Origin of the sequence: Sulfitobacter sp. (assembly GCF_041552635.1) — a bacterium.
Lineage (GTDB): Bacteria > Pseudomonadota > Alphaproteobacteria > Rhodobacterales > Rhodobacteraceae > Sulfitobacter.
Genome location: NZ_JBFEKM010000134.1, coordinates 1 through 11355 on the forward strand (window position 1 = coordinate 1; position 11355 = coordinate 11355).

An 11355-nucleotide genomic window follows, 5' to 3' on the forward strand; every position below is an offset into this window, starting at 1 on the left:
AAACGCCAGACATCAAATGGGACCGCATCGCAGGGCGCGGTCAGCCGTTTTTCTACTTTGCTTACGGCGCGGCCGTCACCGAAGTTGTAATTGACACCCTGACCGGCGAAAACCGCATCCTGCGGGCAGATATTTTGCATGACGCCGGGGCATCGCTGAACCCCGCGCTGGACATTGGGCAGATCGAAGGCGGCTATGTACAAGGTGCCGGATGGCTGACCACTGAAGAACTGGTCTGGGACGATCACGGCACACTGAAAACCCATGCGCCATCGACCTATAAAATCCCTGCCTGCTCGGACAGGCCCGATGTCTTTAACGTTGCGTTGTGGGATCAACCGAACCCTGCACAGACGGTCTACCGGTCCAAAGCCGTGGGCGAACCGCCCTTGATGCTGGGGATTTCCGCGTTCATGGCATTGTCTGACGCCGTCCGCGCCTGCGGCCCGGCCTTTGCTGACCTGCAAACACCAGCGACTGCCGAAGCAGTGCTGGCTGCAACGCTCAAGACCCGCGCATGAGCGACGCCATTTTCATAGAGATCACCGCCACGCGCGGCTCGACCCCGCGCGATGTCGGCACGGCAATGAAGGTCACCGCGCAAGACATCGCAGGCACAATCGGCGGCGGCGCTTTGGAACATCAGGCCATCTTGACCGCCCGCCAAATGCTTGCCCAAGGGCGCAGCGCGCAAACCCTGAAGATACCATTGGGGCCAAACCTCGGGCAATGCTGCGGGGGCGCTGTCACCTTGCAGTTTTCCCACCAGGAACGTCAAACCGATCCGCAACCGGTGCCGCCCCCTGCCCCAGTGATGTCAGGGCCAAAGCGCCAGCTTTGGCTTTGGGGGGCTGGCCATGTCGGGCGCGCTATGATCGCCACGGCACCGACAACAGCATTCGACATCACTTGGGTTGATGAGGACAGCGGCCGGTTTCCGGCATCCGTGCCTGACGCGGTCACTGTCGTGCCTGCGCGCGACATGCCGCGCCTTGCCCTGCTGGCACCGCAAGATGCGCATCACCTGATTTTCACCTATTCCCATGACATCGATCTGGCCCTGTGTGCGGCCTTGCTGACGCGCGGTGCGACCAGGATCGAGCTGATCGGATCAGACACAAAATGGGCACGCTTTTCCAAGCGCCTTGCTGCGATGGGCCTAGATCCCTTGCAGATCACCTGCCCAATTGGCGATAAAGCCCTTGGAAAACGCCCCTCCGACATTGCACAAGGGGTCGTCACCACGCTGCTGAACGACGCTCAATCAAAGGCTAACGCATGACTGAACCCCTTCTGGCCCTTTCGGGACTGACCAAAGCCTATCCCGGCGTTGTTGCAAATGACGACGTATCCCTGACCATAGCCCCCGGCGAGGTCCACGCACTGCTGGGTGAAAACGGTGCGGGAAAGTCCACACTGGTCAAGATGATCTACGGGTTGGTCAAGCCTGACAGCGGCGTGATGCAGATGCACGGTGCCGTGTTCAGCCCCCAGGAACCGCGCGCAGCAAGGGCCGAGGGCGTCGGCATGGTGTTCCAGCATTTCTCTCTGTTTGATGCGTTGAGTGTCGCAGAAAATATCGCTTTGGGGATGGAAAACGCCCCCAAGATGGGCGTGCTAAGCCAGAAAATCACCGAAGTGTCCGAAGCCTACGGCCTGCCCCTCTCTCCCGACAGGATTGTCGGCGATCTTTCTGCCGGAGAACGCCAGCGGGTCGAAATTATCCGCTGCCTGCTGCAAGACCCGAAGCTTTTGATTATGGACGAACCCACGTCGGTTCTCACCCCGCAAGAGGTTGAAATCCTGTTCAAAACCCTGCGCAAGCTCAGCGCTGAAGGCACTGCGATCTTGTATATTTCCCACAAGCTCGAGGAAATACGCACCCTTTGCGACAATGCTACGATCCTGCGCTTGGGCAAGGTCGTGGGCCATTGCACGCCCTCCGAAACCTCGGCCCGTGACATGGCCGAAATGATGGTGGGCAGTACGCTGAAGACTCCGATGCGGGCGGGGAAAACCCCCGGTGATGTGGTTTTGGAGTTGCGCGGGCTCAGGGCGAAATCACCAAGTGCATTTGGCATGCCCTTGCGCGATATCTCGGTAAAGGTCTGCGCAGGCGAAGTTCTTGGCATTGGCGGTGTTGCGGGCAACGGTCAGGACGAATTGCTGGCGGCCCTATCGGGCGAAATGCTGGCGGCCAAAGATATGGTGTGGTTCAAGGATCTCGACATCGGCCCCCTTGGCCCGACGGCGCGGCGCGCTTTGGGCGTTCTGGCGGCCCCCGAAGAACGGCTGGGCCATGCCGCAGCACCCGACATGTCATTGACTGAAAATGCGATGCTGACCGGCGCTGTACGCCAGAACCTTGTGCGGGGCGGAATGTTGAACTGGCCTGCCGCCAGACGTTTTGCTGAAAAGATCATCAAAGAATTCGACGTGCGCACCCCCGGCCCCGGCAATGCCGCGCGGTCTTTGTCTGGCGGGAATTTGCAGAAATTCGTCATTGGCCGCGAGGTTTTGCAACGCCCCGAGGTTCTGGTGGTGAACCAGCCGACTTGGGGGGTTGATGCCTCGGCTGCGGCGGCAATCCGACAGGCCTTGCTGGATTTGGCGGAAAATGGTGCAGCGGTTGTTGTGATCAGTCAGGATTTGGATGAATTGATGGAGATTTCTGACCGCTTTGCCGCATTGAACGAAGGCCGTCTATCTGAACCGCGTCCCGCGCAGGGGCTGACGGTAGACGAGATCGGGTTGATGATGGGCGGTGCCCACGGAATGGAGGTCGCGCATGTTTGACATGGCAGAAGTGGGGGTTTCACACCCCCACACCCCCGTGGAGTTTGTTTGGCAAAATGAAGTTCGGGGAACAGCATGGTAAGGCTTGAGAAACGACCGCAACCCAGTCAGGCGTTTTCGTGGGCAACGCCCTTGTTGGCGGTTCTTGCCACGATGTTTTTCGGGGGGCTGTTGTTTGCTGTTTTGGGCAAAGACCCGGTATCGTCCATTCTCACGATTTTTTGGGAGCCCCTGTTTGGCAATAACGCGTTTTATTATCGCCCGCAGCTTTTGATCAAAGGCGCGCCATTGGTGTTGATCGCCATTGGTCTGTCGCTAGGGTTCAAGGCCGGTATCTGGAATATTGGTGCCGAGGGTCAGTATATCATGGGGGCCATTTTTGGCGCGGCGGCAGGGCTGGCGTTTTATCCGATGGACAGCGCCTTTATCTTTCCGCTCATGGTTGTCGCCGGCGCTTTGGGTGGTTGGATCTGGGCGATGATCCCGGCCATTCTAAAGGTCAAATTCGGCACCAACGAGATTTTAGTCTCCTTGATGTTGGTCTACGTGGCCGAGCAGTTTTTGGCCTCTATGGCCTTGGGGTTGTTGAAGAACCCCGAAGGGTTCGGGTTTCCGGGCAGCCGGAATTTACAGCAATATGCATCTGCCCATAATGGCGATTTGATCGCGGGATCAGGCATGCATTGGGGCGTCGTCGCGGCGTTTATCGCGGTGATTTTCGCCTATTTCCTGCTGGCACGGCACCGGTTGGGTTTTGCCATTCGCGTCACCGGCGAAGCACCAAGAGCCGCAAAGTTTTCGGGCGTGAACCCGACGCGGCTGGTATTGTTTTGCATGGGCATGTCGGGCCTTTTGGCAGGCCTTGCCGGCATGTTCGAGGTCGCAGGCCCCGCCGGTCAAATCACGATCGATTTTAACGTAGGCTATGGCTTTACCGCGATCATCGTGGCGTTTCTCGGCCGCTTGCATCCGATCGGCATATTGCTGGCGGGCGGGCTGATGGCGTTGACCTATATTGGCGGCGACATTGCGCAAAGCCAGTTGGGCCTGCCTGCTGCTGCCATTCAGGTATTTCAGGGGATGCTGTTGTTCTTCTTGCTGGCATTTGATCTTTTCACCAATTACCGGCTGCGCTTTGGCCGGACGGAGGTCGCGTAATGGATCTGTCATCCATCAATCCTGTACTGTTCGTGGCCGGTTTCCTTGTGGCTGCGACGCCGTTGATTTTTGCCGCCTTGGGGGAATTGGTCGCAGAGAAGTCAGGCGTGCTAAACTTGGGCGTCGAAGGCATGATGATCATCGGTGCAATCTGCGGCTTTGCCACGGCGGTTGAAACCGGATCCCCGATGCTGGGCTTTTTGGCAGCGGCTGTGGGCGGTGCGGCGCTCAGCCTGCTGTTTGCGTTTCTCACCCAGATTACACTGGCCAACCAAGTGGCATCAGGGCTGGCGCTGACGCTGTTCGGCCTCGGGTTTTCAGCGCTGTTGGGCCAAAGCTATGTGGGGATCAAACCGCCGCGGCTGGCCGAGGTGAATTTTGGCCCATTGCATGACATCCCCGTATTGGGGCCGGTCCTATTTTCGCATGACATCATTCTATACTTCGGCTTTGTGCTGGTCGTCGCCGTTTGGGCCGTGCTGAAGTACACCCGCGTGGGTCTGATCTTGCGCGCCGTGGGCGAAAGCCACGATGCGGCCCATGCGCTTGGCTTTAAGGTGGTGCGTATTCGGACCCTGGCGATCATGTTCGGCGGGGCCTGCGCGGGGCTTGGCGGGGCCTACATCAGTTTGATCCGCGTGCCACAATGGACCGAAGGGATGACGGCGGGCGTCGGTTGGATCGCGCTGGCGCTGGTGGTGTTTGCCAGTTGGAAACCGTGGCGCTTGTTGCTGGGTGCCTATTTATTTGGCGGCATCACGCAGTTGCAGTTGAATCTTCAAGGCGCAGGCGTTGCCATTCCGGTCGAGTATCTGGCAATGTCCCCCTACATCATCACCATCCTTGTATTGGTGGTTCTTTCCGCCGATAAAAGCGCTGCTCCGGCGTCGCTTGGCCGTACCTTTCACGCCTCTTCCTAGACGGGGCAGACTTCAAAACGCCTGCTAAAAAGGCGCAACACCAAGGGGATTACCTTATGAAATTATCCACACTTCTGGCCAGCGCGGCACTGGCGCTTGGCCTTGCGGGCGGTGCCCACGCCGATGCCCATGGCAAGACCAAGGTCGGTTTTGTTTTTGTCGGCCCCGTGGGTGACGGCGGCTGGACCTATGAACACAACCAGGGCCGTTTGGCCGTCGAAGAAGAATTCGGCGACAAGGTCGAGACCGTGTTTGTTGAAAACGTGGCCGAAGGCCCGGATTCCGAACGCGTCATGACGCAGATGGCGCTGGACGGTGCCGATCTGATTTTCACCACATCCTTTGGCTACATGGACCCGACCATCAACGTCGCGGCCAAGTTCCCTGATGTGAAATTTGAACACGCAACCGGCTACAAGCGCGCCGATAACGTGTCCACCTATTCCGCACGCTTCTACGAAGGTCGTGCGATTCAGGGCCACATTGCGGGCAAGATGACCAAGTCGAACATCATCGGTTATATCGGCTCCTTCCCGATCCCCGAAGTGATCCGCGGCATCAACTCGGCTTATATTCACGCCAAGAAGGTCAACCCTGACGTCGAATTCAAGATCGTTTGGGCCTACACATGGTTCGACCCCGCAAAAGAAGCGGATGCCGCCAAGGTTCTGATCGAACAAGGCGCTGATGTTGTCTTGCAGCACACAGATTCCACCGCGCCACAGGCCGCAGCCCAAGAAGCGGGTAATGTGATCACATTCGGTCAGGCATCGGACATGGCACAATATGCGCCATCGCCGCGCGTATCGTCGATCATCGACGACTGGGCCCCCTACTATATCGCGCGCACCAAAGCCGTGATGGATGGCACATGGGCGTCGACAGACACATGGGACGGTATCGGCGCTGGCATGGTTGGCATCGGTGAAATCACAGACGCGGTCCCTGCGGACGTGAAAGAAGAAGCGCTGGCGCTGAAAGCATCCATCGCTGACGGGTCTTACCACCCCTTCACCGGTCCTTTGAAAAAGCAGGACGGGTCTGACTTTCTGGCCGAGGGCGAAACAGCAGATGACGGCACACTGGCCGGCATGAACTTCTACGTCGAAGGCATCACAGGCGACATCCCGAACTAAGGGATTTACCCGCTGGCAAAGAAAGGCTCCGCTGCGGCGGGGCCTTTTTTGTTTAAGAAGCGCAAATGTCGCATTTACATATATCATTTTTTGAATGTATTTTTCGCAAAGAGTTTTTCAAAGGAAATTCCCATGCGCTACACTTCAAAATTTCAAACCCTTGCCGACCAAGCCCGCGCGCAGGTCCAAGAGGTTGCCCCACAAGACGTGGACGCGCTTATGAAGGGCGGGGCCGTTGCGCTGGATATTCGTGATCCTGACGAACATGAAAAAGGTCATATTCCCGGCTCGATCAACGTTAGCCGTGGCAAGTTGGAAATGAACATCGAAGGGGTCCTGCCCGATCTGGAAACAACCGTGCTGTGCTATTGCAACGCCCATAATCGGGGCGTTTTGTCTGCGGCGACGCTCAAGGAAATGGGCTATGTGAACGCCAAATATATCGGCGGCGGGCTGAACGCTTGGCGCAAACTTCACGAACACGTATGATGGACAAGCGAACCTTTTGTGCAGCTGGCGCTGCTGCCATCGCAGGCGTTTTCGGCATGATGGCATTCGGCGGCCGTGCTACGGCACAGAATGTAACCCTTGAGGCGCTTTCCGGATCGGACCTTGCGTCAGACCCCAAAACGCTGGTGGTGGATATTCGACGCCCCGAGGAATGGATGGCCACTGGCGTCATCGAAGGCGCGCTTTTGATCACATATGAATCGGCTGACGCATTCCTAAAGGCCGTGGGTCCGAAGCTTGGTGACGGTCAACGTTTGGCGTTGATTTGCCGCTCTGGCAACCGGACGTCACGGGCGTCGCAGCAAATTGCCAAGCTGGTCGATTTTCCCGTGGTTGACGTTCAGGGCGGCATGCTGAGGGTCCTAAAAGAAGGCTACACTCCGGTAGGGCCGACGCGTGAAATGGGCTGTCAGATCTGCTAGATCAAACTTGATCCAGCAGATCACCCCCACCAAAAAGCCCCATCCAAAGGCTATGTAACCGGAACCGTGTGGGGCGCGTAATCGATCAACCGGTCTGCTGCCATTCCGGCCAACCACATCGACACCAAAGCCAACCATGCGGTCAGCGCAAAGGTGGACCCACCTGTCACACCTGCCCCGATGGTGCACCCTCCGGCTGTCATCGCGCCGAAACCCATCAGCGCGGCCCCCGCCAGATAGCGCTGCATTGAACGCGCGCCGTCCCACCCCTGCCAGATTAACCGCCCCGCCATCAAGGCAGACACAAACGCCCCCACAGCAACGCCCGGGATCAACCCCACATCAAATTCAAGCGGTGAATCTGTCGACAAAAGATACCTCAATGTATCTGCCGACGGGCCTGAAAAGGTCAGGCTGCCCACGGGAACCGGATCAAAGCTGGTTTGTGCAAGCGTGTATGTCAGGAACCACCCCACAGCGACGGAAAACCCGACGCCGCAGCCAAACAAAAGCATCACCCAGGATACCCGGTTGCGGTAGGCAATGACCAACGCCAGCGCTGCAAAGGCGATGCCGATCACGATCCCGCTGCCGCTTGGCATGTTTAGCTCCCATAAAATATTGGGGTTCGGCCCCTTGGTGATCCAACCACCCGAAATGAACTCACGGATCGGGGATAACGCCCCTTCCAGGCTCATCTGTGCAACAACCGCAAAAACGAGACCTGATAGAATGGCCCGCAGATTGCCGGTCGCCCCCAACACCAGCAACCGTCCGGGGCACCCGCGCGCAAGGATCATACCGATGCCGAACACAACCCCGCCAACAATCGCCCCGGACAAAGTACCCGGCGACGCAAGCCAGCGGCTGGACCCTAAATCAATAATCCCCATCGTATGCATCGCCTGCGTCCACAGCAGCGCTGTCGAAAAAGTCAACAGCCACACGGCCATACGGGACCCAAGCGTTGCCCGCGCGACCTCGACCGCAGCGGCGCGCAGGCAAAACCTGCTTTGCTCTGCCGAGATGCCGAAAATGATGCCGGCCACGACCCCCGCCAAAGCGAACACCGCAGGTTCACCAAGCGCATCAATCAAAGAAACTACATCCATACCAATATCCTCTTTGCAGAATTTATCGGGCTTTGGGCGGGCTATTTCATTGATCTGGGTCATGAACTGCTCGGGAAATACCGCTTTTCCCTGCAATCGGGTACGAAAAACCTCGCGCTGTCCCTTTGACCTGCCAACGGTTAGGCGATGGCAGCCAGTCATTTGATCTTACGGCAAGCAGGGATCATTTTGCTACCCATCCCCCACCAACCCGCTATCATCGGGCGCATGATCAAACTTCATCACCTGAACCGGTCCCGCTCTCATCGTATCTTGTGGTTGCTCGAAGAGATTAAGCAGCCCTATGACGTCATCCCCTACAAGCGCGATGCGCAGACCAATCTGGCCCCGCCGGAACTGAAGCTGGTGCATCCTTTGGGCAAGTCTCCGATGTTGGAAATCGACGATATGCTCGTTGCAGAAAGCGCGGCCATCACCGAGGTGCTTTGCTCCCGTTTCGCGCCGCAGATGATCCCCGATCGTGACAGCGCCGCCTATATCCAGCACCTTGAGCTGATGCATTTCGCAGAAGGATCGGCCATGACCCCGATCCTGTTGAACCTTTATGTTGGCCGTCTGGGCGAGGCAGGCGCGCCGCTGCATCCGCGTATCACGGACGAATTACACAGCCATTTTTCCTATATGAACAGCCTCGTGCGTCCGTCGGGGCATTTCGTCCAAGACAGCCTGTCGGCGGCAGATATCATGCTGAGCTTTCCCGCCGAGATCGCGATGCGCGGCGGTGATGGCGCTGCGAAATATCCCGCCCTTGCCGGTTTCGTCGAGATGATTCAGGCACGCCCTGCTTACGGGCGCGCCACCGAACGCGGTACGACGAACGGCTAGGCATCGCAGGTCCAAGCCTTGCACCGTTGAAATGCAGATCGGGCGCTGTACCCTCAAGCGCCCGATCGGCAATGCCACACATCTGCGCCCCAAGATCGACGTTGCGAAGCCGCGCGCGCCGTGGCACGAATTGGGGATGAAACAAACCCTGACCAGCCCGAACGGCACCCCCGCCAGCCGCCTTGCCTTTGGCACCATGCAATTTGGCGGGCGCGCCGACGCCGACGCTTCGCGCGCGATGTTTGACGCCTGCATTGACGCGGGCATCACGCATTTCGACACAGCGCATGTCTATACCGACGGGGCATCGGAAACCCTGCTTGGCAAATTTCTGGGGGACCGCCGCGAAGATCTGATCATCGCGACCAAGGCCGCCTATGAGGGGGGATCGGGCCGCGCCAATATTCTGGCCTCGGCCCAGACATCGCGCGAACGGATGCAGCTTGATACGCTGGATGTGCTGTACTTGCACCGCTTTGATCCTGACACGGACTTGCACGAAAGCTTTCAGACCTTTGCGGAATTGAAAACGGCGGGCCATATCCGTCATATCGGTCTTTCGAATTTTGCCGCATGGCAGGTCGTCAAAGCCGCAAACATTGCCGCCAAATTCGAGCTGGACATCGCGGTAATCCAGCCGATGTATAACCTTGTCAAACGACAGGCCGAGGTTGAAATTTTGCCGATGGCCGATGATCTGGGCATTCTGGTTGCGCCCTATTCCCCGCTTGGGGGTGGCCTGTTGACTGGCAAGTACACCAAGGGCGAGGCAGGACGTTTGACCGAAGATGACCGCTATGCCGCGCGCTATGCGCCCGAGGTCATGCACAACGCCGCCGCAGGGCTTGCGGCGCTGGCCGCCGAGTTGGACATGCATCCGGCGACGCTGGCGGTCGCTTGGGCGGCAGCGCATCCAACGGAACCGTCGCCGATCATCTCGGCGCGATCTGCCGCGCAGCTGGCCCCGTCGCTGGCCGCCATGGGCTATGATATGCCAGACGACATCTATGCCAAGATCGCCGCCCTGTCCCCCACACCGCCCCCTGCAACGGACCGAATTGAAGAACAATCATGACCGATATTATTGTAATTGGCGGCGGCATTGCAGGCCTGTCCGCCGCCGCACGCCTATCGGCAGATGCTTCGGTCACGCTGATCGAGGCTGAAAAGGCGCTTGGCTACCACGCCTCTGGCCGGTCTGCCGCGCTGATTGAACAGAACTACGGTGCGCCATCCGTGCAAGCGTTGAACCGTGCCAGCGTCAGCTATTTGCACGACGGCGGCTACCTTAGCCCGCGCGGTTTGATGATCATCGCAGACCAGCATGAGGAAGACGCGTTCAAGGCCGATGTCGCAGAAATGGGGGTCGACCCGATTACGCAGGCAGAGGCGATGGCGTTTGTCCCGATCCTTGATCCCGCCAAGATCGCGTTTGCAGCATATCACGAAGACGCCCAAGACATCGACACCGACCGTCTGTTGCAAGATTTCGCCCGCGTGCTGCGCAGCAACGGCGGCACCATCTTGACGGGCCAACGGGTGCAAGCGATCCGCCACGACCCGTCCGGTTGGCAGGTCGATACGGGGGCGCAGACCTTGCGCGCCAAAACGCTGGTCAATGCAGCCGGGGCTTGGGCCGATGAACTGGCCACGATGGCCGGCGTTCAACCCCTTGCCATCACGCCACATCGCCGATCTATGGCACGGATCGCGACACCGGGCGGGCATGACCCTGCACGCTGGCCGATGTTCTTTGGGGTGGGCGAAACGTGGTATGCCAAACCCGACGCAGGTGCCCTGCTGATTTCCCCGGCAGACGAGGACCCCGTGCCGCCGCAAGATGCGTGGCCCGATGACATGGTGCTGGCCGAAGGTTTGGACCGCTATCAGAACATGGTGGCCGAACCCCTGACCAAACCGATTGCCACATGGGCCGGTCTGCGCAGTTTCGCCCCCGATCGCACGCTTGTGCTGGGGCCGGACCCCGCGCAGCCTGATTTCATCTGGTGCGCCGGTCAGGGCGGCTATGGCTTCCAGACCTGCGCTGCGGCGTCGCAGCTTGTCGCCGACCTGACCTTGGGGCGGGCACCTGCAATGGATGCGCAAACCGTCGCCGCCCTGCGCCCAGACAGGCTGCGCGCATGACCGGCAAGCTGCCGCCCACGGCCAGCATCGCACTGCCCCTGGATGGCGCGAAACTGCATGCCCCCGCCGCTGATCGCAACCGCCAAGCGCTTTGTGATCTGCTGCTTGCGTATGCCCCATCAACGGGGACCGCGCTTGAGATCGCCAGCGGTACAGGACAGCATGTCGCCGCCTTTGCTGCGGCTTTACCCGGACTTTACTGGCAACCCACCGAGCCCGACACGGCGCGCCGCGCCAGCATCGACGGCTATGTGGCCGATGCCGGTGTCACGAATGTCGCCCCCGCGATGATGCTAGATGCCACCGCTGA

The 11355-nt window shown here is 59.1% G+C and carries 13 protein-coding genes; 12 read left to right on the forward strand and 1 reads right to left on the reverse strand.

Annotated elements, in window-relative coordinates:
- From ABYT07_RS14955 to ABYT07_RS14990, 8 genes are all read left to right on the forward strand, one after another.
- Positions 1–521, forward strand: a 521-nt coding sequence (locus ABYT07_RS14955) for a molybdopterin cofactor-binding domain-containing protein (protein ID WP_372992843.1), incomplete at its 5' end; no start/stop codon positions are given.
- Positions 518–1282 (forward strand): xanthine dehydrogenase accessory protein XdhC, encoded by a 765-nt coding sequence (gene xdhC, locus ABYT07_RS14960; protein WP_372992844.1) that lies wholly within the window; start codon positions 518–520, stop codon positions 1280–1282. The genes ABYT07_RS14955 and xdhC, both read left to right, overlap by 4 nt.
- The gene (locus tag ABYT07_RS14965) at positions 1279–2796 is read left to right on the forward strand and encodes an ABC transporter ATP-binding protein (protein ID WP_372992845.1); all 1518 of its coding nucleotides are present in this window, start codon (positions 1279–1281) and stop codon (positions 2794–2796) included. The genes xdhC and ABYT07_RS14965 overlap by 4 nt, the downstream gene beginning before the upstream one ends.
- A gap of 75 nt (positions 2797–2871) precedes the next feature.
- Entirely contained in the window at positions 2872–3954 is a 1083-nt protein-coding gene (locus ABYT07_RS14970; RefSeq protein WP_372992846.1) for an ABC transporter permease, read from the forward strand.
- Positions 3954–4874 (forward strand): ABC transporter permease, encoded by a 921-nt coding sequence (locus tag ABYT07_RS14975; protein ID WP_372992847.1) that lies wholly within the window; start codon positions 3954–3956, stop codon positions 4872–4874. Before ABYT07_RS14970 ends, ABYT07_RS14975 begins: the two co-directional genes overlap by 1 nt.
- Positions 4875–4930: 56 nt before the next feature.
- Positions 4931–6010, forward strand: coding sequence for a BMP family ABC transporter substrate-binding protein (locus ABYT07_RS14980; RefSeq protein ID WP_372992848.1), 1080 nt, complete (start codon positions 4931–4933; stop codon positions 6008–6010).
- 132 nt (positions 6011–6142) lie between these two features.
- Positions 6143–6499 carry a rhodanese-like domain-containing protein gene (locus ABYT07_RS14985; protein WP_372992849.1) on the forward strand — a complete coding sequence of 119 codons (357 nt, stop codon included), beginning with the start codon at positions 6143–6145 and terminating at the stop codon, positions 6497–6499.
- Positions 6499–6942 (forward strand): rhodanese-like domain-containing protein, encoded by a 444-nt coding sequence (locus ABYT07_RS14990; RefSeq protein WP_372992850.1) that lies wholly within the window; start codon positions 6499–6501, stop codon positions 6940–6942. The genes ABYT07_RS14985 and ABYT07_RS14990 overlap by 1 nt, the downstream gene beginning before the upstream one ends.
- A gap of 50 nt (positions 6943–6992) precedes the next feature.
- Here the strand turns inward: ABYT07_RS14990 and ABYT07_RS14995 are convergent, their stop codons facing one another.
- Positions 6993–8054, reverse strand: a complete 1062-nt coding sequence (locus ABYT07_RS14995) for a YeeE/YedE family protein (RefSeq protein ID WP_372992851.1) — start codon at positions 8052–8054, stop codon at positions 6993–6995.
- A gap of 228 nt (positions 8055–8282) precedes the next feature.
- Between ABYT07_RS14995 and ABYT07_RS15000 the strand changes: the two genes are divergently transcribed.
- The 4 genes from ABYT07_RS15000 to ABYT07_RS15015 all read left to right on the forward strand — a co-directional run.
- Positions 8283–8900, forward strand: a complete 618-nt coding sequence (locus ABYT07_RS15000) for a glutathione S-transferase family protein (RefSeq protein WP_372992852.1) — start codon at positions 8283–8285, stop codon at positions 8898–8900.
- Between the two features lie 136 nt (positions 8901–9036).
- Positions 9037–9975, forward strand: coding sequence for an aldo/keto reductase (locus ABYT07_RS15005; RefSeq protein ID WP_372992855.1), 939 nt, complete (start codon positions 9037–9039; stop codon positions 9973–9975).
- Positions 9972–11045 (forward strand): NAD(P)/FAD-dependent oxidoreductase, encoded by a 1074-nt coding sequence (locus tag ABYT07_RS15010; RefSeq protein ID WP_372992853.1) that lies wholly within the window; start codon positions 9972–9974, stop codon positions 11043–11045. The genes ABYT07_RS15005 and ABYT07_RS15010 overlap by 4 nt, the downstream gene beginning before the upstream one ends.
- Positions 11042–11355, forward strand: a 314-nt coding sequence (locus tag ABYT07_RS15015; RefSeq protein ID WP_372992854.1) for a DUF938 domain-containing protein, incomplete at its 3' end; no start/stop codon positions are given. The genes ABYT07_RS15010 and ABYT07_RS15015, both read left to right, overlap by 4 nt.

Bases quoted from the DNA above. Each gene is read 5' to 3' on its own strand.
- xdhC (WP_372992844.1), top strand. From the start codon at position 518: ATGAGCGACGCCATTTTCATAGAGATCACCGCCACGCGCGGCTCGACC.
- ABYT07_RS14965 (WP_372992845.1), top strand. From the start codon at position 1,279: ATGACTGAACCCCTTCTGGCCCTTTCGGGACTGACCAAAGCCTATCCC.
- ABYT07_RS14970 (WP_372992846.1), top strand. From the start codon at position 2,872: ATGGTAAGGCTTGAGAAACGACCGCAACCCAGTCAGGCGTTTTCGTGG.
- ABYT07_RS14975 (WP_372992847.1), top strand. From the start codon at position 3,954: ATGGATCTGTCATCCATCAATCCTGTACTGTTCGTGGCCGGTTTCCTT.
- ABYT07_RS14980 (WP_372992848.1), top strand. From the start codon at position 4,931: ATGAAATTATCCACACTTCTGGCCAGCGCGGCACTGGCGCTTGGCCTT.
- ABYT07_RS14985 (WP_372992849.1), top strand. From the start codon at position 6,143: ATGCGCTACACTTCAAAATTTCAAACCCTTGCCGACCAAGCCCGCGCG.
- ABYT07_RS14990 (WP_372992850.1), top strand. From the start codon at position 6,499: ATGGACAAGCGAACCTTTTGTGCAGCTGGCGCTGCTGCCATCGCAGGC.
- ABYT07_RS14995 (WP_372992851.1), bottom strand. From the start codon at position 8,054: ATGGATGTAGTTTCTTTGATTGATGCGCTTGGTGAACCTGCGGTGTTC.
- ABYT07_RS15000 (WP_372992852.1), top strand. From the start codon at position 8,283: ATGATCAAACTTCATCACCTGAACCGGTCCCGCTCTCATCGTATCTTG.
- ABYT07_RS15005 (WP_372992855.1), top strand. From the start codon at position 9,037: ATGAAACAAACCCTGACCAGCCCGAACGGCACCCCCGCCAGCCGCCTT.
- ABYT07_RS15010 (WP_372992853.1), top strand. From the start codon at position 9,972: ATGACCGATATTATTGTAATTGGCGGCGGCATTGCAGGCCTGTCCGCC.